This is a genomic window from Streptomyces sp. NPDC060028 (assembly GCF_042736725.1).
Classification (GTDB): domain Bacteria; phylum Actinomycetota; class Actinomycetes; order Streptomycetales; family Streptomycetaceae; genus Streptomyces.
This window is the reverse complement of sequence record NZ_JBHWVJ010000017.1, coordinates 80,457-106,477: the sequence shown is the minus strand read 5'-3', so window position 1 is coordinate 106,477 and position 26,021 is coordinate 80,457. Positions and strand designations below refer to the sequence as shown.

The 26,021-nt window shown below is 71.7% G+C and carries 12 protein-coding genes; 1 reads left to right on the top strand and 11 read right to left on the bottom strand.

All coding sequences use genetic code 11. The features are described 5' to 3' along the window. Positions 1-49: 49 nt before the first annotated feature. Positions 50-1,321 carry a peptidoglycan-binding protein gene (locus ACFWBF_RS11975; RefSeq protein ID WP_385599067.1) on the bottom strand — a complete coding sequence of 424 codons (1,272 nt, stop codon included), beginning with the start codon at positions 1,319-1,321 and terminating at the stop codon, positions 50-52. Between the two features lie 545 nt (positions 1,322-1,866). Beyond that, positions 1,867-3,339, bottom strand: coding sequence for a hypothetical protein (locus tag ACFWBF_RS11970; protein WP_385599064.1), 1,473 nt, complete (start codon positions 3,337-3,339; stop codon positions 1,867-1,869). A 243-nt stretch (positions 3,340-3,582) separates the two neighbouring features. Here ACFWBF_RS11970 and ACFWBF_RS11965 point away from each other — a divergent pair, with 243 nt between their 5' ends. After that, positions 3,583-4,329 carry a pyridoxamine 5'-phosphate oxidase family protein gene (locus ACFWBF_RS11965; RefSeq protein ID WP_385599060.1) on the top strand — a complete coding sequence of 249 codons (747 nt, stop codon included), beginning with the start codon at positions 3,583-3,585 and terminating at the stop codon, positions 4,327-4,329. A gap of 17 nt (positions 4,330-4,346) precedes the next feature. On the opposite strand, the gene ACFWBF_RS11960 is transcribed toward ACFWBF_RS11965, so the two are convergent. The 9 genes from ACFWBF_RS11960 to ACFWBF_RS11920 all read right to left on the bottom strand — a co-directional run bounded on the left by ACFWBF_RS11960 (position 4,347) and on the right by ACFWBF_RS11920 (position 25,998). After that, on the bottom strand, positions 4,347-4,919 hold the full coding sequence (locus ACFWBF_RS11960) for a hypothetical protein (protein WP_385599057.1): 573 nt from the start codon (positions 4,917-4,919) through the stop codon (positions 4,347-4,349). Positions 4,920-4,943: 24 nt separating this feature from the next. Then, a complete protein-coding gene (locus tag ACFWBF_RS11955; protein ID WP_385599054.1) occupies positions 4,944-5,531 on the bottom strand; it encodes a sigma-70 family RNA polymerase sigma factor in 588 nt (195 codons plus the stop codon). Between the two features lie 104 nt (positions 5,532-5,635). Further along, positions 5,636-6,949: a S8 family serine peptidase gene (locus ACFWBF_RS11950; RefSeq protein WP_385599052.1), complete on the bottom strand. Its 1,314-nt coding sequence runs from the start codon at positions 6,947-6,949 to the stop codon at positions 5,636-5,638. Next, complete coding sequence (locus tag ACFWBF_RS11945; RefSeq protein WP_385599050.1) at positions 6,946-10,290, bottom strand: right-handed parallel beta-helix repeat-containing protein; 3,345 nt, start codon at positions 10,288-10,290, stop codon at positions 6,946-6,948. The genes ACFWBF_RS11950 and ACFWBF_RS11945 overlap by 4 nt, the downstream gene beginning before the upstream one ends. 67 nt (positions 10,291-10,357) lie before the next feature. After that, entirely contained in the window at positions 10,358-11,731 is a 1,374-nt protein-coding gene (locus ACFWBF_RS11940) for a hypothetical protein (protein ID WP_385599047.1), read from the bottom strand. A 65-nt stretch (positions 11,732-11,796) separates the two neighbouring features. Further along, positions 11,797-12,504, bottom strand: a complete 708-nt coding sequence (locus ACFWBF_RS11935; protein ID WP_385599044.1) for a type VII secretion system-associated protein — start codon at positions 12,502-12,504, stop codon at positions 11,797-11,799. A gap of 80 nt (positions 12,505-12,584) precedes the next feature. After that, a complete protein-coding gene (locus ACFWBF_RS11930) occupies positions 12,585-25,178 on the bottom strand; it encodes a hypothetical protein (protein ID WP_385599041.1) in 12,594 nt (4,197 codons plus the stop codon). Positions 25,179-25,244: 66 nt separating this feature from the next. Further along, entirely contained in the window at positions 25,245-25,556 is a 312-nt protein-coding gene (locus tag ACFWBF_RS11925; RefSeq protein WP_385599038.1) for a hypothetical protein, read from the bottom strand. Then, positions 25,549-25,998 carry a YbaB/EbfC family nucleoid-associated protein gene (locus ACFWBF_RS11920; RefSeq protein WP_385599034.1) on the bottom strand — a complete coding sequence of 150 codons (450 nt, stop codon included), beginning with the start codon at positions 25,996-25,998 and terminating at the stop codon, positions 25,549-25,551. The genes ACFWBF_RS11925 and ACFWBF_RS11920 overlap by 8 nt, the downstream gene beginning before the upstream one ends. Between the last annotated feature and the right edge of the window lie 23 nt (positions 25,999-26,021).

Sequence of the window (26,021 nt, the reverse complement as noted above, 5' to 3'; positions counted from 1 at the left end):
CCCCCGAGGGGGCCCGCCTCTCACGCACCTCCGTCAACGGCCGCCGGGGCTATGCGAAGAGTCGGCGCCAGGTCTCGGGGCCGGGGTAGCCGTCCGCTGACGAACCTGTCCAGCCTTGGGCGCGCTGGAAGGCTTCGACGTTGCGCCGGTCGCTCTCGGTCCACCGTTCCCCGGGCCCTTGGGTGTAGTGCTTTCCGAAGCCCTTCTTCACCAATTGCACACCGATGGCCTTGACGTGCGTATTGACGGCGCCCGGACGGAAATGCGACGCGCCGGGGAAGGCGGTGCCGCTTTCGCCGCCTCCGGTGCCGATGTTCTTGCCCTTGCCGTTGACCAGGTAGTCCCAGGTGGCTTTGCCGGGTATGCCGTCGGCGTCGCTGCCGGTCCAGCCCTGGGCTCGTTGGAATGCCTGGGTGGCTTTGCGGTCGGATTCGGACCAGCGGGGGCCGGGACCTGAGGTGTAGTGGGAGCCGCCGCCCCGTTTGACCAGCATCTGGCCCAGCTTGGTCACATGGTTGTTGTTGGCTCCCGGGCCGAACTTGCCGGCGCCGGGGAAGGCGGTGCCGCTCTCGCCACCACCGTCCGAGGCCAGGTTGTTGTACCGGTACGCCACGTAGCGCGAGGAGTTGTTCCAGTAGGCGTAGGGCGTCGTGCGCTTGAGGGTGTGCGGTCGGGTCTGGTCGTAGGCGATGTACTGGGTCTTTGCCGAGTTGGCCCAGCCGCCGAAGATGACCACATGTGAACCGGCCACCGGATTCGCCGAGTTGTGGAACAACAGCATGTCACCGGGCTTGAGTTCACCCTTGGATATCCGGGTGCCGTATGAGGCCAGACTGCCGGTCCACTGGTTGTCACGCAGCCCCCAGGCCTGGGAAACGAACCCTGAACAGTCCATGCGGTATCCGTCTGACCAGTAGCGGTTCATGGAGTACGGCACCTTGGCGTTCACCCAGACCTGGGCCCGGGCGATGATCTGCTCCCGGGTCAGCCGCATGTCCTGTGAGGCCCGCCGGGTCGGCGCTCCGAACAGCGGCCCCGGCTTGCCCTGCGGGTTTCCCGTTGCCGCGACGGTGTCGGCCGCGGAAGAGACGGCAGACCGCTGTGGGGCGGCTTCGCCCGGTGCTGGATTCGCCGCGAACGCCGTACCCGCACCGGTCACGAGTGTGGCGCCGCCTGCCAGAGTGGCCACCAAGGCGGCTTTGGCGCCCTTCGGGCCATGAAGACCTGAGCGGCGGGCGGCGCGGGCTTCATGTACGCAGCCACCGCAATGACATTCCGCGGGAGCTCGGATCTCGTCGAAAACGGGTGCGCAGGACGTCACTTCGCAACATCCTTCCCGTTGTCTCCGCAGGGGACCCCAGCAGGAATTACGCGGGGGAAGGGACGCATGCAGCTTCTCCGATCGTTTACGGGACGGGTTTGACGGGGTGGTCGCCACGCCAGGCAGCCGGTTCCGGTGGGGGCGTGGCCCCTGCTGAACCAGGGGTGGACGGGGCGTGCTCCTCCTCGGCCATGGGACGTCCTGGTGTGACACATGCCGAAACCCCGGCACCGAGGTGGCGTGCAGGCGGGGCAGCCCGGAGCGGGGACGGGGCCGGGATGCATGCTGCCTGCGGCGGAGCCTCAGCGCCGGGATCGCCTGGTTCAGGGTCTGCGGGCCGGCCGACCCGCGCCGTCGGGCGGGTCGAAAGCCTCCGCCGTCAGTGCCACGAACACTGTCCTCAGCTTTTTCATACCGCTCCCCAAGGCCCTTGAGCATGCCGGCGAGATGCGCCCATGGATCGCATTCGCGACATTAATGATCTTTGACTCAAACATTACTGACGGGGCGTAAGGGGGCAAGGGACGAAAGTCCCTGCTTCCTCGTCAGGTGCGGTTCAGGGGCAGGTCGAGGTGGGCGATGGTCATCGTCTGATCGGTGACGGTGACGTCGGTGTCGGTGAACCGGGCCGACTTGAGCCGGTCGCGGACGAGGGCGCGCAGGGCGGGGTGGTAGGAGTCGAGGTTGTCGAGGACGGCCTGCGGGACTTCGATGCTGCCGTTGAAGCCTCTCGGCTGGGAGGTGAGCCCCGGGGCCTGGGGCGTCTGGCGCAGACCGTCGACCGTGTGGAGAGTGAGCTGGATCTCCTGGCCGCCCGCCTCCAGGATCAGCGGTGTGGCCTCGACGGCGACAGCGAACTCACCGACGTGGGCGGTCACTTGGCCGAGCACGCCGGTGTAGTGGTACGGGGACGGCGCCGCGAGGGTGTCCGTGGAGCGGTCGGCGGGCGTGTTCTGAAGGACGTTGCCTTCGAGCGGTTCGCCGGTGGGGGTGAAGGTCCACTGGGATGCGGTGAGGGTTTTGCTCCAGTAGCCGGCACGGCCCTGGTCGCTGCCCTCGACGCGGAGTTCACGGGCGTCCGATCCGGCGCCGGTCTTGTGGATCGAGATCCGGTCGGTGACCTGTCCGGGGATCTTGGGCTGCCGCATCCAGTCCGGGGCGGGCAGCTGGATCTTAGGGAAGGTCGCGCCGCGCTGGTCCTCGTAGGAGTAACTGAAGAAGATCCTGTCGGAGCCGGCGATGTCGAAGTCGTACAGGCGGGTGTACATGTCGCCGTAGCGGTTGATGACGAACGAGGTGGAGGCGGCCGTCGACAGCGCCTGGGCCTGGAAGCGTCCGCGCAGCGGGGTGGACATCTCGTAGCTGTGGTCGACGGGGAGCCAGGGGTCGACATAGGTGATGCGGCTGCCGTCGTCGCTGAGCGCGAAGACGTGGGAGACCTTGGCACCGCCGGCCGGGTGATCGTTGCCCGCGGTGTCGCGCCACACCTTGTCCTCGCCGGGAGACAGGACGGACCAGGTCCATCGGGCCGACCGGTACGGGACGGTGTTGCCGCCGCCCAGCCACAGCGGGGCCCCGTAACGGTGCGTCCAGTTCCACGTCCAGGGCGCGTTGAGGGCGTGGTCCATCGTGTAGATGTTGCCGCCTTCGTCGAGCGCCACCAGCTCGTCGTCGTCCACGGAGATCCCGGTGACGTGCCCGGTCAGGCATGCGGGCAGCGACATCGTGCGCCAACCGCCGTTCCCAGAGGCTTCCTTGACGTACATCTGGCCCTCACGCAGGGCGAAGGACCACCGTCGGTTGAAGGTGCCCGTGGTTCCCCGAAGGTGGATCTGCGGCGGCAGGTCGACGGTTGCCGGCTGCAGTGCGGAGAGCCCGAGGGTGCTGTTGCCCGGTATGAGGTCGGCCAGACCTGCGGTTCCGGCCAGTTGGCACGGTCCGGTGGCGGCCGCTGCCGGGGTGGCGGGGGTGAGGGTCACCACCGTGAGCAGGGAGGCGGCCAGGAAGGAGCGAAGCATGTCAGATCCATTCGAGAGAGACGAGGGCCACCAGCGCGACGGCGTCCAGACCGAGTCTGGCAGCGAAGCGCAGCTCAATTGAAGGATCGTCATATTAGGTGGGCTGGGTGAGGTTTTCCGTTGCGCTGCGCCCTTCATTGAACTGATTTCGTTGAATGCTGGCGCGTGAACAGCGATATCGGTAGCGTGGGGTGCATTCCACCGACGGTCTCCGTGGGCCCCCGCACTTGTGAAAGAGAAGACGTGAACCACAGCCAACTCCCGTCCACGCTGCCGGAGACAGACCGCACCCGTCACCGCCGCCTGCGGGATCAGGGAAGCCTCGACCGTGCCGAACTCGACGCGATCCTGGACGCGGGCTTCATGTGCCACTTCGGGGTGGTGGTCGACGGGCACCCCATGGTCGTCCCCACCGTCTACGGCAGCGACGGCCGCAACCTCTACTTCCACGGGTCCGTGGCCAGCCGGAGCCTGGTCGCCTCACCCGGGGCGACGGTGTGCGTGACCGTGACGCACGTGGACGGCCTCGTCCTCGCGCGGTCGGTGTTCGAGCACGGCGTCAACTACCGCAGCGCGATGGTCTACGGCGTCCCGCGTCTGGTCACGGACCCGCAGGAGAAGCTCGAGGGACTGCGCTGCCTGACCGAACAGGCCACACCCGGGCAGTGGGACTACGCGCGACGGCCCAACGCCAAGGAGATGGCGGCGACCGCGCTGCTGTGCATGTCGCTCGACGAGGCATCGGTCAAGACGAGCACCGGCGGCCCGGAGGACGGCGACGGACCCGACGCCGCCCTCGGAATCTGGGCCGGAGTCCTCCCCCTGGTCGCCACCTGGGGCGAACCGGAAGCCGACCCCCTCCTCGCGGACGGCGTCGAACCGCCCGAGCACGTCACCGCCCGGAGCAACACCCGCGCCTTCGCGACGCAGGCGACCGGCCGGGGGGACCGCCTTCCGGCGCGGGCGTCGGGGTCGACGGCGGCCGGGTGAAGGTGGCCCCGCCGGGGTCAGCCCGAGGAAGTGGTGGGGTAGCCCCGGCCGTGGGGAGCGGCCGTGCCGCCCGTCGTGGCGGGGCGCGCCGGGGTCGCGCCGGAGGCCGGGATCCCGTCGCTCGACGAGGCCGGCCGGGCGGCGCTCGCCCGCTGCGGGGCGAGGGCTCCGCCGACGGTGACACCGGGGACCAGGCGGGCGGTTCCCTTCAAGGCGGCGTCCACGAGGGTGTGGTGGAGTTCCTGGCCGGCGCCGGCGCCGGCGCCGACGCGGTCGATGCGCAGGACCAGGTTGCGCTCCTGCGTCCGGCCGGGCCAGTCGTGGTCCTTGCTGCGCACCACCTGGCTCTCCACCCCACCCACGGTCTCCCAACGGCTCGTCACCGCACGGATGTTGGGGCGCCATTCGTTGTCGTACCGGTGCTCCAGAGCCAGATCCCAGCTCTGCGCGTCGACCAGCTGCGTCCCCCCCGCGGTGCCCGGTACGACCAGTCGGGCGCGGCTGCCGTGCACGGTCACCACCGCCCGCTGGGGCCAGTCGGCGTCCACACCGATCACCGTGATGCGGCAGGGTCCCTGATACCAGGCCATGACTCTCCTTCGCTTCCGCTTCCGCTACCGGGAGCGGCTCGATCCGTGGTTGACGGGGGCCAGGCCGCGCTCCTCCAAAAGGGGCGCAAGGGCGCGGACGGCATAGAAATTGCGGGACTTGACCGTGCCCGTGGGCACGCCGAGAGCGCGACCGGTCCTCGCGGCGGTGTGATCGTTGAAGTGCAGGTGCACCAGCACTTCCCGCTGGTGCGGCGGCAGTTCGCCCAGCGCGCGGCCCACGTCATGGGCGGCGAGGACCTCGTCGTACGGGTCCTGGGTGCCCGCCCGTTCCTCCTGCGCCTCCCCGCCCACCTCCTTGACGCGTGCGGCCGCCATCCGGAAGTGGTCGATCGCGATGCGCCGGGCCACGGTGAACAGCCAGGGACGGCCGTGCTCGGGCCCCCGGACCAGCGCCCGCGGATTCTGCCAGGCACGCAGGAAGGTCTCCTGAAGGATGTCCTCGGCCTTGCCGCGGTCCCCGTTGGCCATCCGGAGCAGTGCCCGCAGCAGATAGGGGGCGTGGAGCCGGTACAACTCCGCCAGGGTGTCCTGGTCCAGCGTCGTGGTCGGCGCCGTGTTCGCGTCGGCGGAATCGAATGCGGTTGTCGTCACTGCTTTGCTCCCGGGCAGGGGGGTGGGGACGGGACTGCAACGCAGCCTGTCAGCGCCCGCAAACGCCCCGCTAAGCAACGCCTAACGCCGCCCAGCACGCCGCGTTAGCGGTCACGGCGGGTTCCCGAGCCGCTCCCCGTTTCGCTCCCCGCGTCGCTGTCCTCGTAGCGGCCCGGCCGCCACCCGCGACGCAGACCGCGGGGAACCACGTACGAGAGGCCGGCCGCCGCGAGCACGGTGACGCAGGCCGCGCCCGTGACTCCGTAAGCCGTACGCGCGCCCCCGTCCCCGGGCTCGGGGGGCATGGCCAACCGCTGCCGGACCACCACCCGGTCCCTCGGCTCCCCCTCCTCCGGCAGGACGGTGGTCGTGGCGGCGACCGGGTCGAGGGAGCCGTAGCCCAGGTGGGCGTCGGGCAGGGCCGTACCCGGGTGGTACGCCGTGGTCTTCAGCCGGTGGACCAGCTGGCCGACGCTCAGGCCCGGCCGGTAGCCGAGCACCAGCGCCGCGGCCCCGGCGACCTCGGCGGCGGCGAAGCTCGGTCCGGACGCGGTGAAGTGCCCGCTGCCGGAAGGTCCCGTGCTCAGCACCGAGTCCCCGGGCGCCACCAGATCCACCCGGCCCGCGGGAGCCGGCCGGGCCGGTGCTCCGCCGGGCCCGCTGTCGGCCACCGCGAGCACCTCGGGGTAGGCCGCCGGGTACACGGGTGTCCTGTTCCCCGGAGCGTCGGCGGCGGCCGGGGCGACGATCAGCGCGCCCTTGGCGGTGGCGTACTTGACGGCCTCCGCGAGGGAGTCGCCGGCAGCGGGACTGACGGCGGCCACGTCGATGACGCGGGCGCCCCCGTCGGCCGCCGCCCGGATGCCCTTGGCCAGCAGCTCGGCATCGGTGTTGCCGGCCGCGTCGGTGACGGTGACGGCGAGGATCCGCGCCCGGGGTGCCATCCCGGCGAACCCGGCGCCCGGCCCCCGCTTCGCCGCGATCAGTCCGGCCACGAAGGTGCCGTGTCCCACGCAGTCCGCTCCCTGTCCGGCATCGTGGAACCGGGGTCCGGCCAGCATCCGCTCGCCGAGGACCCCGGCGGTGTCGTCCACGCCCGAACCCACGACGGCGACCAGTACGCCCTCCCCTTCGGTCAGCGGCCACACCGCGTCCGGACGCAGGTACGCCTGCGCCCACGGCACCCGGCCGCTGACCCGGTCCGAACCCTTGCGGCAGCCGCTCTGCCGGACGTCGGGCAGGGTCTGCGTCATGCCCGGCAGCGAGTCCGGCTCCCCGTCGGCGAGCGCCCGTACCGTATCCGCCCGCGCGGGCGCGGCCACCGCGAGCAGCCCGAACACCCCGGACGCACCACACACCGCGAACACCCCGAACAGGGCTGTGGCGGTGAGGGTGCGGCGTACCGCCCCCGCCCTCACGCGGCGCTTCCCGTCCGCGCGGAAACGGGCAGGTCCGACGGCAGCAGGAGACTGATCTCCGACAGGTCGTCGACCTCCATCCGGCTCAGCCGCCCCGCCTGACGGGTGATCATCGACTCCAGGGTCTGCCGGGCGAACCGGCCGTTGCCGAAGGTGCGGTCGCGCGGCGCCGCGGCGAACAGCTCGTGCAGCGCGGCGGCGGTGTCCGGCGCCAGTACGTAACCCGCGCCCTGCGCCTGCTTCGCCACGATCTCCACCAGCTCGTCGTCCGAATAGTGCTCGAACAGGACCTGCCGGGAGAACCGGGAGGCGAGACCCGGGTTGGACGCCAGGAAACCCTCCATCTCGTCGGAGTAGCCGGCGACGATCACCGCCACCTCGTCGCGGTGATCCTCCATCAGCTTCATCAGCGTGTCCACGGCCTCTTGGCCGAAGTCGTTGCCGCTGCCGCCGCGCGGCGTCAGCGTGTACGCCTCGTCGATGAACAGCACACCGCCCCGGGCCCGGTCGAAGGCCTCCTTCGTGAGCTGCGCCGTGTGGCCCACGAACCGGCCCACCAGGTCGGCCCGTGCCACCTCCACCAGCTGGCCGCCGGGCAGCACGCCCAACTCCGCGAGGAGCCTTCCGTACAGCCGCGCCACCGTGGTCTTGCCGGTACCGGGTGCCCCCGCGAAAACCAGGTGGTGGCTGATGGTCGCGGTCGCCAGCCCCGCCTCCCGCCGCCGGTTGACCTGCTTGATCAGATTGACCAGATCCTGGACCTGTTCCTTCGCGGCCGACAGCCCGGTCATCGCCCCGAGCTGGTCGAGGAGTTCGGCGCGGGGCGCGCCCTCGGCCGCCGCGTCCGGCGCCGGGGCCGCCACGTCCTCGGGCAGCAGCAGCGCCAGGTCCGCGTTGCCGAACTCCGCGAGGCCGGCCAGCCGGGAGGCCTGCCGGTCGACCATCTCCTCGAACACCTTGCGGGCGGCCCGGCCGTTGCCGAAGTCGGCGCCCTTGGTCATCGACGCGAAGTGCCGGGCCAGGGCCTCGTGGGTGCCCTCGGCCAGCTCGTAGCCGTGGCCGTGGGCCGACAGTTCCACGATCGTGGTCAGCTCGGCGTCCGAGTAGTTCTCGAAGTCGACGGTACGGCTGAAGCGCGACGCGAGGCCCGGGTTGGAGTCCAGGAAGCCGCGCATCTCCTCGGAGTACCCGGCGACGATCACCACGATGTCGTCACGGTGGTCCTCCATCAGCTTCACCAGCGTGTCGATCGCCTCCCGGCCGAAGTCGGGACCGGTGCCGCCACCGCCCTGCGACAGCGTGTACGCCTCGTCCAGGAACAGCACCCCGCCCAGGGCCCCCTTGAACACCTCGGTGGTCTTGATCGCCGTACCGCCGATGATCGACGCGACGAGGTCCGCGCGCGCCACCTCCACCAGGTGGCCGCTGCGCAGTGCCCCCAGCTCCGCCAGGATCGTCCCGTACAGCCGGGCCACGGTCGTCTTGCCGGTGCCGGGGGGCCCCGCGAAGATCAGGTGCCTGCTCATGGGGAGCGCGGGCATCCCGGCCAGTTCCCGCCGCTTGGCCAGCTTGTTCAGGTTGACCAGCGTCTCCACCTGGTCCTTGACGCCGGCCAGTCCGACCAGGGCGTCGAGGACCGCCCGCGGACCGTCGGGTGTCACCGGCTGCGCCGGCCCCCCGGGCCCGGCCGGTTCGCCCGCCCGCTCCTCGGCGGACCCGCCGCCCGCCGGTGCGGTCGCCGAGCCGTGCGCGTCCGGCATCGCGTTGCCCCGGCTGGTCAGGTTCTCCACCGCGAGGCGCGTGCCGGGCTTGGTCTGGCGCAGTCCCGACCCCCGGTTGTCGATGACGGCGCAGTCGTGCACCCGTACCGCCTCCGTCGAGTCGACCCGGATGCCGTCGTGGGTGTTCTCGGCCGCCTCGCACGCCGTGAGCGTGGCGCGGCCGCCCGGGGCCACGGTGATGCCGTGGCGGCGGTTGGCGCGGGCCCGGGTGCGCGTGGCGGTCAGCTCCCCGCCGTCCTCCACGACGGCTCCGTCCTCCACCGACTCGGCCAGATCGCAGTCGCGCAGCGAGGCGACGCCCCCGCCGCCCACCGACACCCCCGCCGCACCGGTGCCCCGTACCGAGGTGTCACCGACGTAGGCGTGGCCGCCCTCGGAGATCCGTATCCCGGACTGTCCGGTGGACCCGATCTCCGAACCCTCCACCCGGCCCCGGCCGCCCCGCGTCACCTCCACGCCGTGGCCGCGGACGTCCAGGACCTTCAGGCGGCGCAGCATCGGATTGGCGCCGTCGGTCACCAGGACGCCGGCACCGACCCCGTCGCGGACCTCCAGCCTGTCGAAGTCGGGTGCGCTGTCCCCGCTCAGCCACACGCCGGCGGCCCCGCAGTCGCGTACGGCGACCCGGGCGAACGAGGGGCTCGACGACTCGTCGACCCGTATCCCGGCGCCCTGCGCGCCGCCGACCTCGCACTCCTCGAAGGCGCCCCGGGAGCGGCCGGTGACGTGGATGCCGTCCCCCTTCGTCCGGGACGTACGGCAGCGCCGCAGCACCGGATCGGTGCCGCCCGCGAGCGCGATTCCGTGGCCGGTGGTGTTCGTGACCGTGCAGTCCTCCAGCAGGACCCGCGAGGCCGAGTTGATGTACACGCCCAGCACGCAGTCCCGTACCGTCGTGCGCAGGACCCGGGTCGCGCTGTTCTCCTCAAGTGCCACGGCGGGCTTGTCGGTCGAGGAGATCTCGCAGTCCTCGATGGAGCCCCGGCCCTCCCCGTTGGCGCACACGCCGTTGCCGCGCGCATCGCGCAGCACGCAGTTGCGGATGGTGGGGTTGGCGCGCTCGCCGATCACCACCGCCGAGGTGCCGAGGTGCTCGATGACGCAGTCCTCGATGACACTGGCCCCGGTCGACGTCTCCACGATTCCGGCGCCCGACGGGTTGACCACCCGGCAGCCGCGCATCGCGAGAGTGCCCTGCTGGCGGGTGAGCAGAGCCGTCCAGGAGCTGCCCACGACCTCGCAGTCCTGCAGCGCTGCCTGGCCGCGAGGTACGTCCACTGCGGGCAGTTCGTCGTCGTGACCTTGCAGCACCAGTCCGGTCAGCTGCACGGCCTCGGCGACGACCTGGACGACCGCGCCGCTGCGGGGCGCGACCTTGACACTGCCCCGGGCGTCCTCCGCGGTGATGGTCACCATCTTGTCGATCACCAGGTTCTCTTCGTAGAGACCCGGGCGTACGGAGATCACCGCGCCGCTGCGCGCCACGTGGAGGGCTTCGCCGATCGTGCGGTACGAGCCACTTCGTGACTGCGCGCACACGGTCAGCACAGGGCGCGACATCTCTGGAGGGTCCCTTCGGGGGGCGGGGGAAGGCGGGGGAGGAGAAGGGCGGGGAGGGGAAAGGGGGTTACGCGGTGCAGGAGACGCGTACGGCGGACGCCGCGTTGTGGGCGTACGTCTCGGTGTTGCCGACCCAGTCCTGGCCCCGGTCGTGCAGCTTCACCGCGAGCTGGCCGTTGCGTACGTCGTACGTACCGCCGTTGACCCAACTGCCGTAGTTCGAGTGCTGGTTGATGGTGAAGGAGTCGATCGTTCCGCTGCCCGGGGAGAGCGAGTTCTGCACCGTGTAGTAGGCCGGGTTGCCGCCGACCGCCTTGATGTCCTTGCTGTTGGGGACGTACACGGACACCTTGCAGCGGCCGCTCGACACCGGGCCGGTGCGGAAGGTCCACAGCGCGTAGTTGCCGTTGTCCTTGCCCGCCGCGCCCGACATCGGGATGGCGGTGAAGGACCCCTTGCAGCCGTCGCCGTTCCAGCCGCCCGAGCCGTAGGTCTTCCAGCCGGCCTGCCCGTCGTCGAACCAGCCGTTCTGGCTGTATCCGGTGCCGCTGCCCTGGCACCCGGCGCCCGCGACGGCCTGGTACGTCTTGGCGGCGGCGGGCGGCGCGGGATCGGCCGCGGGAGGCCGGCCGTCCCCGCCGCCCCCGCTCGCGCCGTTGCCGGCGCCCCCGCTCGTACCGCTGCCGCTGCCGCCGCTGCCGCCGGAGCCGTTCGAGCCGGCGCCGCCGGGCGAACCCGGTCCGCCCTGGGCGGAGGTTCCGCCTTGGCCCGCGCCGGCCGCGTTCTCCGCGTTGGGCAAGCCGCCCTGAGTGCCACCTGCGGAGTTCGGGTCGTTCTGGCCGGGCGACGGGGCGCCGGCCTGAAGGCCCTGGGGCGGCACCGGGTTGCCGCGGTCGTCGAAGCCGGGCACGAAGCCTTCCGGGCCGCCCGCCGGGCGGTTCATCCCGGCCGGCGGCGGTGCGTCGGGGCCGTGCGCGGGTCCGCCGCCGCCCAGCTGGGACAGCACCAGGGGCAGCCCGACCAGGACCAGGCCGCCGACGAGGGCCGCCGCGACCACCGGCTTGGGGATCCGGCCGACGCCCTGCCCGGTCGAGGCGCCCCCTGCCGCGCTTTCCGGAGCCGTGGCGGTGGCGACGAACTCCCCGAGGACGGGGCTCGAGGCCTCGCTGGCTTCGGTTTCGGCCTCCGGCCTCGTCTCGGCCTCCGGCTCCGTCCCGGCTTGCGCACCGGGGGCCGCCGGGTCGGGCAGTACGGGGAGGACGATCGGGGCGGCCGGGGCCTCAGGTTCGGCCTCGGCCTCGGCCTCGGCCTCCGGCTCGGCCGGGGTGCCGACGGGACCGGCCGGTTCCTCCTCTGCCCACGCGACAGCCGGCAGCTGGATACCCCCCGACGCCGGTGCCGTCGCTTCGCCCTCGCCGTTTCGCCGTTCGCTCTGCTCCACCGCTCATCCCCTCCGCGCGCCGTCAGACCCCTACACGGCTCGACGGATGGGCACCCCCCGAGGGTTCACGGCCGTACGTCACGCGCAGGGCCGTCACTCGTGACGCGAACGCGGGGGAGGGGCGCGAGGGGCTCCGGCAGGGTGGCGACGGGCGCGCCCTCGGGCAGTTCCTCGGGCTCCTGCTCAGGCTCCTGCCGGAGGATCTCCAGGGCCGCGCTCAGTACGGAGTCCTCGATCCGCATCGCGACGCCGGCGGTCGGGTTGACGTACAGCTCGTGGCCCGCCGGGAGCAGGGCGGCCAGCTCGGGCAGCGGCAGCACCTGGTAGGCGAAACGCCCGGCGGCCTGCAGGTACGAGGCGCAGGAGTAGACGGCGACGACCGGTGTGCCGTCCGGGGCCGCAGCCGTGACCGGGAGGCCGTCAGCGGTCGTGTGCACGGCCAGGGAAGCCTGGGCCAGAGCGGTGGACACCGCCTCGGCGGGGCCGTATCCGGTGGCGGAGAGCTGGACCGCCGAGTCGAGCGCGTCGGTGGGCTGGGGCCAGCCGAGGCTCTCGGGGGAGGGGCGGTAGTCGGGGTTCTCCTGCCACTCCACGACCTCTCCGGCCTCGTCGGAGCGCCACTGCCCCCGTACCGCCCAGGCGGGCGGGGCCTCCTCGCCGTCCCACGCGGGGTCGATGACGGCCAGCCAGTGCTCCGGCGCCTGCCGGGCCGCCTCGCGGATGTCCTCGGGCACGGGGGGCAGGGTCGGGGTCGGTTCGGAGTTCTCGCTCATGGTGTCCTCGAAAGGGTGGTGGGGCGGCGGTCCGCCCCGGAACGGGGTGAAGGGCAAGACATGCAGGTCGGGGGAGTCTGTCAGTCGCCGGCTCCGGCTCGGTCGACGGCCCAGAGGAAGTCCGTGCCGTCGTCCACCAGGAACACCTCGGGCCGTCCGGTCCCGAAGCTGCGGCGGCTCCCGTCGGCGGCCACGTACGTCACCGTGACGTTGAACTGCCGCGCGGCGATGGTGCTCGCCAGCGCGATGGCCTCCCCGTCGGCGCGCTGCCCCGAGAGGCCGGCGAAGACGCCCCGCGCACGGTGCAGCGGGGAGTCGGCCTGGGACGACTGACCGCCCAGCACGTCCTGCACGAACCGGGGGAGGCTCGCCCCGCCGATGCCGTCGAAGTCGGAGTCCCGCGCGCCCTGCAGGAACTCTTCCCGCCACGTGCGCTCTTCGTGCTCCGCGGTCGGGACGTGGCGGCGGTCGACCGCCGTGCGGACCGCGTTCGCCAGCACGGCCGGGTAATCACCGCCCGGGAACGAGCGGAGGTCCGCGGGCAGCCGCCCCGCGCCGTTGCCGGCGCTCTCGCCCGTGCCCACGGGATCCGGGAGGGCGGTCTCGGTCGCACGGGGGGCCCGCTGCTTCCCCCGGTTCTTCGCAGGCGGCCGCTCGGAGGCCGGGCCGCCGTCGGCGGCGGGGTGCTCCCTCGGGTGCGTTCCGTCCCCGGCGTCGGGCGCGCCCTTGTTCTTGTTCTTCTTGCCCTTAGGTGCCTTCGGTTCCCCTTCCATCCACTCGAGCCGGTGCTCCGGGAAGTGCTGTGCCCTCGTCCACTCGCCGACATCGCCGTCCCAGCCGAACTTGCCGGCGAGGGCGCCCTTGTAGGTCTCCTTGATGGCGGTCGGCATGTACGCGTAGTTCGCGGCCCGGTTGACCCGTGCGCGCAGGTCGAAGCGTTCCTGCTCGGTGTTCGGGCGCGCGTCGGTCAGCAGACCCGCCGCGTGCCGCCTGAACTCGCTCTCGCCGACTGCCGTCAGGAACTCCGGGTGTCCGAGCAGCTGGTGGAGGGCGTGCAGCCGCTCCGCCTGCTGCTCCATGGCCCTGGCGGGGGCGTTGTACGGCAGCACCAGGCGGGGCGAGGGGTCTTTGCCGGGGCTGATGTTGGGCACCTTGGCAACCGCTGCCGGGTCCGGCACGGGCCGCTCGGGCAGCGGGCGTACCAGTTCCGGTATGTCGCGCAGCTCCGGCAGGCCGAGCTCGTCCAACATGTCGCTGAGCGTGCGGACCTCGCCGTCGCGCACGCCGGGCTGGTACTCGCCCTGGTACTGGTCGAGGACGTAGGTACGCAGGGATCCGGGCAGAGCGTCGTTCCTGATCTCCGCCACGCCGCGGCCGCGGATCAGGTACTGGTCGGAGTCCTTGTTCCGGTCCGTGTTGAGATGGTGGCCCTCGCCCAGGCCGCCGACCTGCTGCTCCTCGATCGCCCGGGACGTCAGCCGCTCGTACGTCGCCAAGGGGACGAGGAACGACCGCACGAGCGGCTTGCCGTGCTCACCGGCCTTCGCTTCCTGGATCCGATTGTGCCCCTGGTCCCGGTAGCTCCGCATGTAGTGGAGGGCCCGCCAGGGACGGCCCGCGTTGACCCACATGTCCCTGGTGTCGGGACGGATCGTGATCGTGCCGTCGGGCAGCTGGTGGATGTCCTTGAAAACGACCCCGTCCGGCGCGTACACGGTCTGGAACAGTCGGACGTACTCCTCACCCTCCACCGTCTCGGTGCGCACGTCGCTGCGGTGGGTGAGGGATTCCACCACGAGCACGGTGCCGTCCGGGGAGTCCCGTTCGGTGATGCGCAAGTCCCTGCCGTCGCGACTCATCAGGCCCTTCAGCGTGCCCGGCTCGAGGCTCGACTTCAGGACCTCGGACACCACGTGGTACGCGGGCTCGGCCGGCCGGTACTTCACCTGCGGCTGCGGACCGGCCGGCGGTGCGGGCGGTGCGGGCGGTGCGGGCGGCGTGGGCGGCTCGTCGCCGTCGAGCGGGTTCGCCTTGGGCTCCCCGGTGCCCTCCATGAGGAACGTGACGATGCGGTCCACTTCGTGGTCCGCGAAGCCCTTTGTGAAGCCCTTCTTCGCCGCCGCCTTGATATCGGCGGTCATCTCGGAATCCGTGCTGCGCCGGGCGAAGATGAACGGGGGCTTGAGCTCTGCCCTGTCGACTTTGGAGTTCTTGGTGTTCTTCATCTGCTGGAGCGGGCCGTCGCTGCGGTCGATGAATTTGCCGCTGCGCGTGGGCGGCTTGTCGACCTTCAGCAGTTCGTAGCCGACGGGCTGACCGCCCAGTTTGGTCTTGGTGGTGTCGTCTTCCCGCGCATGCCAGTCGGCCATGCGCTGAGAGCCGTAGCTGTTCAGCTCCTCCATGTAGCGGAGCTTGTAGCCGAGCAGCGCCATGGCTTCCAGATTGCCGCTGCGGAAACCGATGTGTCGCGCCGATTCCGCATGTCGATCCAGGTACTCGTACAGCCTGAACTGGCCCAGCCGGTCATGACCGTTCCACGCCCTCAGGAGGGTGCGGACCGACTCGTCTCCCTTCTTCCAGAATTCGGTCAGATCGTGGACGGACACGTGGTCGGAGCTCAGAGTCCGCGCGATCCCCGTGTACTTGTCCCTGTGGGCGGGGTCCGCGCTCGAATCACCGACGATCAGCACGACCGGTTTCCTGCCGTCCCCCGATTCCCCGGCGGTGCTGCCGATCTTCCGGATGATCTGGCGGACCCCCTCGTAGCTGGTGTCGTGCTCCAGGTGCGCGCCGCCCAGCTTCCCGCTGAAGCGGGACCACAGGACGACGACTTCCCTACCCGTGATGTCCGGCACCTCGTTCGCCGTCAGCCAGTTGGCGACATCTGGTTCCGCGGCCCGGGGGAAGTCGCTCTCCACGCCCCAGTGTTCGCGCACCAGGGTCTTCATCGCGGCATCGTGCGTGCCGGCCACGTAGTGCGTGCCCACGTTGAGCGGCAGCGCCCGCTTGTCCATCGCGCGCTTGCTCAGGTCGTTCGCGCTGACCAGGTGCTTGTCGTTGGACTGCGGGTCGAAGCCGTCCTCCAGGAGCCCGGCATCCCTCAGATGCCGGATCCGGTCCGCCTCGGCAGTCGTTTCCGCGAGGTGGCGGACGAGGTCCCGGGCGCGCATGTCCTCGGGGTTCCCCCGCTCCCACAACTCCGCCATCTTGCGGAACCGGGGCAGGTCCGTGAGCTCCGGGGCATTGGGGTCGCCGGTCTTCCACAGGCCGGCCGCCATCAGGAGCCGGGTCAGGTCCTTGGCGTCGGGCGCGATGCCCTCCGTCTCGGCCCTCTCCCAGAGCTCCGACGCCTTCCCCAGCAGACGGATCCGTTCGTCGGGGGTGCCCGTGTGGTCCGCCTCCGCCTTCAACCCGTCCCGCGCCGTCAGGAGCCGGGTCAGGACATCGGCCTTGGTGTCGGTGATCTTCTTGTCACCCCACAGGTCCCTCACTTTCAGGAGGTGGATCCGGTCGGCGGCGATACCGCTGCGCACGTAGAAATCGCGGATCGAGGTCGCCTTGTCCTCCCGATGAAGCGGCATGCCGTCCGGGCCGACGGCGCCTTCGGAGATCGCCACGTGCAGTCGGCCGACCTTGAGCAGCGTCGCCGCGACGGCGAACTGGTCGCCCGTCGCGTATCCGGGCTGGACGAGGACCAGCGGGTGGGGATCGCCCTTCTTCAGTTCCTCCCACGGCTGCGCCCTCTGCGGCGCAGGCGCGTCGAAGACCTCCGCGACCGGGTCGGTGGGCAGCGGGCGGCCGGTGAACTCGTGGGCCTCGCGCCGGGCCTCGGCAAGTGCCCTGGCCGCGTGCGCGAGCTCGGGCTCCCTGCCCGTGGTGTGATCGTGGAACAGGGCCAGGAGTTCTCGGGCGGCGTCCCGCCGGCCCGTCTCGAGGCTGCCGTCCGCCGCGAACCGGTAGGGCTCGGGGCCGTGGTCGCCGCGCAGGACGAGCTCCACCGGCCGGTCCAGTCCCAGGGCCGTGCGGTGGGCCACGTACAGGGCCTGGGCGCTGTGCAGGGGATCGTCGGTGGCGAACCAGACCTGCCGCCGCTGATCGCCCTGCGGGCCCAGGGCCTGCGCCAGCCGGTCGACCTGGGCGGCGAGAGCGGCGTCGTCGCCCGCGTCGACGGCGCGGCGGATGTCGTGCAGGTCGACGTGGTCGCGGGAGGAACGGCCGAGGACGCCGTGGCCGAGCAGATCCTCCTCGGTCACCAGCAGCTCGATCCGGCCCCGGACGGGTGCGCCGGGCGTACCGTCCGGGCCCGTGACCGTGATCTCGGCGTCGAGCCGGACCACGTGCTGTACCGGGGCGCCGGCCGGGGGTGTCCCGTCGACCGCGGGGGCGTCGGTCTTGCCGCTCTTGACGACGTCCAGGGCCAGGGAGGATGCGGCGTTCGTCGTGCTGTGCCGGGTGTTGGGCCCGGACACCGGCATGCTGAAGCCGGAGGTACCGAACCGCTGGACATAGTCGGCGCCGAACTGGGTGCGCGGGGCCGAAGAGGCCGCGCTGGTCGTGCCCTGACGGCTGCCCCGGTCCATGGCGATGCTCCGAGTGCCCCCGGCCGGGCCGACGTGCTCGGGGTTCGTGAGCCGGATGTCGAGGCGGGCTCCTCCCGAGGTTCCGATGGTGCCGGTGAACGCGGAGGCCAGGGACGGGTCGAGGGTCAGACCGCGGCGTGCGCGCACCAGGTCGCCGAGCAGGCTCAACTGGTGGAAAGCGGAGGTCGAGAGGAAGGACGTGCCGCCCGAGAAGCCGTTCCCGGGCCTGCGCAGGGCCGAGGCCAGCTCCGGCAGGGCGTCGAAGCTCAGGACCGAGAAGTGGCGTACGGGGACGAAGGCCGTCGGCGGTGGGCTCGTTTGCGGGTTCGCCTGCGGGTCCGCCTGCGCGGGATCCAAGGGGACCACGGGCGCCTGGTCGGCCTGTGCGGGCAGGGGCTGTCCCGGGCGCCAGGACCCCGGGCCGGCGGCTCCCTCGGCGAGCGGCGTGTCCACGACGGGGAAGCGCAGGACGACGCGCGCCTGCAGATGGGCTTCGTCGAAGCGCCCCCGTCCCACCAGCTCGGTGACGGCGTTGCCCGGCGCGTGCAGCGGGTTCAAGGAGAGCGGTGTACGGCGTACCGAAAGCGTGTAGTCGTAGCGGACGTCCTCGAACTGGGTGACGTGCTCGGTGCGCAGCCACGTGCGGTTCTCGGTGAAGTGGGTCGTGGGCTGGGTGAGCGCACCCCCGTGGCTGCCGGTCAGGGCGGCGCCGCTGGTGCGGTTCGTCGTGCCGTCGCCCGGCTGGAGCGGATAGGTGACCTGCGGGGAGAAGGTGTACGTGTGGGCGGTGGCGGAGCCGCGGTTCGCGGCGACGGCGGTGTGCGTCAGGTGGGTCTGGTTCTCGACGCCGGACGTGCCGGGCAGTTCGACACCGCGTACGTGGCCCTGCGAGGGGTCCGGTTTCGCCTGGAGGCTCACCTGGACGAGGTTGGCGCCGCCCAGCCCGTGGTGCTCGAAGGAGAACGTCATCGCGCCCGGGTACCGGGAGGGCAGCGAGCGTACGGCGGCCGGGGAGGCCAGGTTGGCCAGGGTCGTCGCCGCGCCGGCGACGTACGAGCCGTGCCCCAGGATGCGGGCACCGGGGGCGATCGAGTCGACCAGCCGGATGAGCTGGTCGCGTGCCGGGTTGCGCCGCAGGCCCCCGGCGCCGTTCTCCTCGTCGTGCGGGCGCAGCGTCACCTCGTCCACCGACCCCTGGCCGATGTGCCCCGCTTCGGCGAAGCGCTCCGGTATCCGGCGGGTGCCGCCGGGCTGGACGGCCGCCGGGAGCAGCGCGTCGACGTCCAGGCCCGCGTCCGTGAACTCGCGCCGGTGCCGCTGGAGTTGCTGCGGAGTGAGGAGTACGCCGACCGAGTCGGGAAGGGTCACGACCCGGCGCCGCACCGACGTCTGCGATCCGAACCCGAGCGCGTTGGCGGCTCCGCTGCGCCACCCCTGCCGGAGCTTGATCTCGTACGTGGCGTTCAGCCGCACGCGGTGGTGGGTGCCGGCATCGTTCGGCACCTGGGCGGCGGTCAGCGCCGTCGTCCGTGACGACGCGGTGGTGGTCTCGCGCGTGTACTGGTGGCCGCCGGAGGGCGTTCCCGCGTTCGGGGGCGCCTGCGGGCCGGTGTTCTTGAAGGCGACGCCGGCGCCGATCCGCCCGCTGTGCGTGGAAGTGCTGCCCGACGTACTGCTGTCCGCGTGGGTGACACCGGCCTCCGTGTAGAGGCCGAAGGCATCGCCCTGGCGGGCGATCGGGAAGGCGCTGCCCGGCTCCGGAGAGGCGTGCAGGTATCCCTCGATCTCCAGCAGCAGGTGGTGGTCGGCCGCCGTGCCGTAACCGGTGGCGTGCTCCACCACGTACGTGCCGCTGAAGATCTGGTGTCCCCGGGCCAGCAGCGCCGTGGCGGTCAGCTGGCTGTCCAGCAGCACGTGGCCGTCCGGGAGGACGTCGCCCAGGGGCTTGCCGGTCAGCCAGTTCCACGAGGCGAGGGCGCCGCCCGCGACGGCGTCGGCCAGCGGACGGACCGTGTCCCGGGCCGCGCCGGCCAGCGCGGGGCCGACGCGTTCGCGCAGCGGGGGCACGGTGCGCTGCTGCTGCCCCTCCAGGTCGGTGGCCCGGTCGGTGGCCCGGCCCGCCGCGTCGGCGGGCCGGCGGGCGTCCGGTACGAGCGGGGGTTCGGCGGGGTCCACCGGCGGGCGGGCGCCCAGCATCTCCCGTACGACGTCCTGCAGCACGTGCGCCCCGCGGAGGTGTTCCACCACGGCGTCGCCGGGGAGGGTGACGACACCGGGCAGCAGGACGCCTTCGGGGGTCACCAGGGTCGCCAGGTGCCGGTCCATCTCGGCGGGGGTCCGCAGGACGTGCCCGGTGGCGGGCGGGGCGGCCGCGGGCTCCGGCGCCGCCGCGGGCTCCGGCGCCGTCGGGACCTGCGTCGTACGGTCGTGCGCGACGGCCAGCGTGATCACGGAAGGCCGAGGGTGCGCGCCGGGTTCCGGCGTGGGCCGCACCGTGACCCACGGGCCGCCGTCGGACCGCTCCAAGCGGTACGTGACGGGCACGTCGAAGAAGTCCACGCCCTCCTTGGTGATCACCTGCTGGTCGTGGCTGACCGAGGTCGACCAGCCCTGCGCAGTGCCGCGGGCATAGGTGTATCCGGGGTCGACGGAGCTTTGGGCCTGCCAGTTCGAACCGCCGAGCGGCACGTTCAGCCGTCCCGTGACGCCGAGCGTGCCGGACGGGGAGGTGGTCCGCTGTCCGGCGGCGGGGAGGCTGTGGCTGACGGAGTTGGACAGGGCCATGCGGGCGTTGTCCAACGTCCCCCGGTGCACGATCGGCTCCGGGGTGCGCTCGGCGGTCAGGCGCAACTGGATCTGCCCCGTACGGCCCGGGCGGGGGTCGTCGAGCCGTACGACGTGGCCACCGTCGACGATCTCCCCGGCGGCGCCGCGCAGCGCGAACTCGCTCCAGGCCGCTTCGAGGCGGTGCAGGTTCATGAGCTGGATGCCGCGGTCCGGGGCGTCCGGCCCGCCGTGGTCCCGGCCCGCCGGACCGTCGGGCAGGTAGTGCCCGCCGCGCAGCTCCGCGACGGCCGCCTCGAAGTGCCGCTCCGCGCCCTGCACCCGGGTCGAGGTGGCGGACATGCCGAGCGAGCCCAGACTTGCCAGCTCGGGCGGCAGGCGCCTGCTGTTCGCGTGTTCCAGGTTCAGGGTGCCCCGGTCGGGGACGTACAGCGTCAGCGCGGCGGGGTCGCCCGTGACGGACTGCTCGTCCCCCGGCGGCAGACCTTCGTGAAAGGTGACCGTGTAGCGGGCCGTGCCGCCCACGAGCAGATGGGCGGCGCCGCTGCGCAGGCTCTGGCTCAGCTGGGCGCCGCCCCCGGCCGAGAAGTCCTCGCTCGCCTGGAACTTGAAGCCGGCCTTGCCGCCGAGCGCCCCGCCGAAGGCGGTGCCGGCCCCGGGGTGGCCCGCGTCGTGCGAGGCGGTGAGATTGGCCTGGCCGCCGCCCTCGACCTGGAGGGAACTGGCCAGGGTGGACTTGCCGGAGTACCGGTTGAAACGGACGTTGTGCGACTCCAGGTTCATGGAGCTGGTGACCGCCATGACCTCGGTGTGCGGGTCGACCGTCGCCTTCAGGCCGAAGAAGCCGACCGCCCGGCCGGACGCGTCGTGCAGGACGGGTGAGAAGAACTCGCCGGACACCGCGATCGGAAGGCCGCCGCGCAGCGACTCCTCGGAGGTCCAGTGCCCCACCTCGGTGAGGGACTCCGGCGACAAGGTGTCGAGGGTCGGCCCGAACCGGCTTCGGACCAGGCGGGCGAGCCCGCCCGGCTCGCCGATCCCGGCCGCCGCCCACAGCGGGGTGGCGCGCAACTGCTCCCCGGTGACCGGGTGGTGCTCCTCGGTCACCGGCGTCAGCAGGTGCTGCGGGAAGTACACCGTCAGCGGCTCGGTCTCGGCCACCGGAGGGTGGTGGCCCTCGCCGTCCCGGCCGGTCCCGTCGCCGTCGCTCTCGATCACCCACGTCGCCTTGTACGCGTGGGGCGTCGACGACTCGTTGCTGCGCAGGGCCTGGACGGACTGGTGGCCCTGGAAGAGGTTCTGGCTGTGCGTCAGCTCGTTGTGCACCACGGAGACCGAGACGCTCCACGGCGCCTTCGCCAGCGCGCCCGGTGCCGAGGCGTCGAGCGTGTCACCGTAGGTACCCGTCACCCGCCGCCGGTTGCCGCCGCCGAGGCCCTGGGAGAACTCGTTGCCCGCGCCCGCCCGGCGCTCCAGCCGGGTTTCGGGCTGCGGTCCGTGCTCCGCGCCGAGCGGGTGCGCCGCCTGCGGATCGGACAGCAGCAGGCGCAGCCGGACGCCGCGGCCGCCCAGCAGTTCGGCGGGGACCGGCCAGCCGTCCTTGTGCAGCAGGTACGGCAGGACCGATGTGAGCCCGTCCGGGTGGAGCCGGCCGGCGAGGGCCGTTTCGAAGGCCGCCTCGTCCGTCGCGAGCAGCCGCAGCCGCTCGTGCAGCTCCTTCACCGGCAGCCGGTCGGGCAGGGCCATGCCGAGCTGCGCGGAGCCGTGGTCGGTGAGGGCGTGGACGAAGCGGCGCGGGTTGACCGGGTCGAGGGGGCCGGTGTGCGGCGGGGCGGCGGGCGGCGGGGTGGCCTCGACGGCCAGGGGGCGGGGGATGGCCGAGGTCCACGTGTCCCGGGTGTTGGAGGGATCGCTCAGCGTGGCGATGACCCCCTCGTACCGGTCGGCGGCCGGACCCGACTCGTCCGCGCCGGGCCGGGGGCGCAGGGCCGAGTACGTCGTGGCGGTCGAGGCGTACACCTTGCGGCCGGTGATGTCGGCGAACTCCTGGAGCTGCGGCGTGTGCACACCGATCCGGCAGGCGGTCAGCACGAGCGGGGCGCCGGGGGGCAGCACGCTCACGCGCTCCTTGAGCTGCGTGCCGAATTCCCGCAGCGTCACGGTCCGGTAGTCGCGGTCGCCCGGGGCGAGGACCTTCACCCCCGGGCCGTCACTGTGCAGGCTGAGGAAGAACGGCTGCGGTTCACCCTTCCAGGGGGCGTCGAGGTCGCCACCGCCGTGCTGCCGTCCGGCCTGCTGCCCCAGCACGGCCTCGGTGCTTCCCGTCCAGTCGAACGGCTTGTTCTGGTCGTAGCCCCTGTTCTTCTCGTGCACCTGGTACACGGCGGACGCCCCGCCGAACCGGTTCAGCGACTGCTCGCGCAGCTTCCAGTCCGGCTCGTGGTGGAACGAGAGGCCCACCTCGTTGTCGTCGGCGTCCTTGACCGGGCGGGTGAGCAAGCGGGTCGCGGGCGCCGGGGTGGACGCGGTGGGCGTCCTGGCCGGCCCGGCCGGGTCCGCCGGGTCGTCGCCGCTGTCGTACGGGCGGGCCGTCGGGGGCTCCGGGACGGTGGCCTCGGGCACGCTCGACAGCGGCTTCCCGGTCGACAGGGGCTCCTCCGGCGGCGGCGCGGAGCTCTCCTCGTCCAGGTCGAACCGGCGGTCACCGGCGAACTCCCCGCCGTCGCTGCTCACGGCCCGGCCCGGGGCGGTCGCCGTCGCGGACCCGTCGTCCGTCTGCGTACCGTCCTCGGTGTCCTTGTCGCCCTTGCTGCCCTCGCTGCCCTTGGCGTCGCCGCCGTCGTGCTTCGGGTCGTCGTCCGAGCCCGGTCCCTCGCTCTGCGTCTTCGGCCCGAGCGCCGCCGTGACCTTGTCCGCCTCCGAGGGGGCGTCGGAGGTGTGGTCCGCGTCGTGTTCGGGAGTTTGGACGGGCAGCGGGCGGTCGAAGAAGGAGCGTCCGGTGAAGGGGTGGGAGAAGACCCACTCGACCATGTCCTTCGTCTGCTGCTTGAAGGTCACGTCGTGCTCGAACGAGGTCGGACGCGGCACCGGGTAGGGGGCAGGGTGGCCGGACATGTTGGCCAGGAAGGAAACGACGTTCAGCGGGTGCAGGGCCCCGAAGTACTTGCTGTCGTTCGGGTTCGCCTTGAACTGGTGGCCGGCGAACCACTCCGCGTAGCGGTTCATGGCCGGTTCGAAGAGCTTGTGCAGCGCCTTGCCGAGGGCGCCCATGGCCATGCCGGAGACGAAGGTCGACCATGTGGTCGTGAACTCGTGCTCCTCGCTGAAGATGAGGTTGTAGAAGCCCTCGCTGAGGTTGTTCTGGACGCCGTCCTTGAGGTTGGCCGAGACGGCCAGGCCCAGCTGGTACATGGGGTTTCCGTGCAGCGGGGTCGTCTGGAACATCCGCTTGAACGGCTGGGTGAAGGCGTTTCCGGTGAGCTTGGAAGGGGAGAAGAGGTCCGGGAGGTCGTGGGCCAGGTTCTTCAGCCCCTTGTTCCCGGCGAGGTCGCCGAGTGACTTCTCCAGGGCCTCGCCGAGCCCCGTGTGATCGGCGGCGAGACGCTCCCACTTCTTGGTGAAGGTGTCGCCGAACTCCTTGCCGACCGCGCGCATCTCGGCCTTCAGGGCCGCGTTGCCCTCCGCCGCGAGGTGCTTTTCGAAGATCTTGCCCATCTCGTCGGAGACCTTGTGGGCGATGCTTCCCTTGCCGTGTCGTACGAAGCCCTGCTCGATCTGCCCGCTCGCCGCGCCGAGCAGCTTGCCGACGTCCTTGGCGAAGCCGTTGCGTGCCGCGTCCGTCGTCAGCAGTTTGGTGATGCTGCTCTCCGAAACCGCTCCCTTGGCCGCTGCCGCGGCGGCCTTCGCCTCGCCCTCCGCCGCGCCGGCGACGACCTTCTTCTCACCGCTCGCGGCGGCCGCGGCGACGTCCTTGGCGACGTTGCCCGCGCCGGGAGCGGCGGCGCCCGGGGTCTGCGGGGTCTTCGCCTTGGGGGCCTCCAGGCCGTCGGAGGCGGTACGGGCCCCCTTGGCCCCGGCGCCGGCCTCGTCGGGTACGACGCCCTTGCCCGTCGTCGGGGGTTTGACCGCCTCGGCCGCCGGCTTGGCGGCCGCACCGGGCTTCGCGCCCTCCAGACCGTTGGACGCCGTCTTGGTCGCGCCGCTGCCGCTGCCGCTGCCGCCCTTTCCGGCCGCGGCCTTCGCCTCGGCGCCGGCACCCTTGCGGGCGGCGTTGGACCCGGTGGACCCCGCGGCCGTGCCCGCGGCAGCGCCCGCGGTCCGCTTGCCCACGGTCGCCGATCCCGTGGCCGCGCCGGTGGCCGCACCCGTCGCGGTCCTGACCGTGGGTGCCTTGGGCGCCGTACCCGGCAGGTCGTTGACCGCGGACTTGGTCGTCGGCGGCGGCTTGGGGGCGGCGTCCTTCTTTGCGACGGTGTTGAGCTCGTCCTTGGCCAGGCCCTTGCCCGTCGTCTTGACGCTGTTCTCCTTCGCCGCGTCGGCCAGTTCCTTGCCCAGCTTGCCCGTGAAGGAGTCGTCGATCCTCTTCGAGATGATCGAGCCGGCGTCCTTGCCGAGGAATTTGCCGAGCAACTGGCCGCCGTAGTGCCCGAGGATCTCCAGCGGCCCGGCCACCAGGCCGTTGAGCGCGCCGCCCTTGAGGGCCTCCAGGGTGTGCTCGGTGTCCCACTTGTCGGTGTGGCCGGAGGAGAGCTGGTAGAGCTGGATCACCATGTCCTGGAAGATGCCGGCGGTGATCCCGATGAACGTCTGCGTGATGATCGTCCGCACCAGGAACGACAGCACGTTGCGCAGGCCCTCGCGGACGATCACGAACTGGAGGGCCGCGTTGATGGCGGACGCACCGAAGGTGACCGGCCCGAAGATCATGGCGAACAGGATCTGTGCGATCAGTTCGACGATCTGGAGGATCGCCATGATCTTCGTGTACTCGACCTGGTTGGCGACGTTCCGCGCCGCGTCGCCCAGTTGGAGTGCCAGCTCGCTGGTCTGCTGCATGACATTGGAGCCGGTCACCCCGCCGATGAGGTCCCGCATCGAGGACATGAAGGCATCCGCCGCCTCGCCCTCGAAGTCTTCCTTGATCATCGGAACGAGTTCCGCGATGTACCCGGCCAGCGTGTCCAGGTCCGAGGCCATGGCCTTGTAGTTGTCCGACACGTTCCGCATCAAGTCCTCGTCGGCCTGCGGCCAGGGCATGCCGGTGAGGAACGAGAAGAACTTGGCGACGTCCTCGGAGGGCTTGATCGACATGGTGCGGGCAACCTTCTGCCGGACGGGGCGTGGGCGGGAAAGGAGGTACGGGCAGGGCTGCGCGGGCTACCAGTCGCCGGCGGTGCCCCCGGCGTCCTCGTCGGCCTTGTCGGTGATGTCCTTCGAGTCCTTGCCCGCGGTGGTGACCCGGCCGAGGGACTTCCCGATGTACTTGACGGTCGCCGTCAGGTTGTCGGTCGGCTTGTCCACCACCTCGTGGTACTTCTTGCCGATCGCGTCGTGCCCCGCCGAATCCTTGTTGAGGCGGTTGATCTCGGCGATGCGCAGGCTCAGGTCGTGCAGCTTCGCCTCGTAGTCCTCGTAGTGGGCGAACTTGCCCTTGAGGTCCGCCAGTGACTTGAGTTTCGGCTTAGCCATTGAATTCCTCCTGCTTCGTGGAACGCTTCCTGGCCTCCTGCGCCTCGAAGCCCGGGCGCATGGAGCGCAGCGGCTTGAGCAGTTCGTCCATGTCCGTCGGCAGGTCGCTCAGTCCGGCCGCCATGCGGATCTGCTCGCCGACGTTCGCGAAGGACTTGATCCGCTCGATCACCTGCTCGCCCATGCGTCCGCGGGCGTCGTTCAGTACGTTGGTGAGTACGTCCGCGAGCTCGGCGGGGGCCATCTCCTGGTACGCCGTGGTGCGGAAGTTCATGGAGATGACCTGGCCCTGCGGACCCACGGTCACGGTGACCATGCGGTCCTTCGAGGTCGCGCTGGCGGTCGCCCGGTCGAGCTCCGCGCGCGCCTCGGCCATCTTCTCGGTCTGGTCCCGCAGGCTGGCCATGACCTGCTCGATCCGGCCCTCGGCTTCGAGGCTCACTGGTCCTTCTCTCCTGTGTGCTG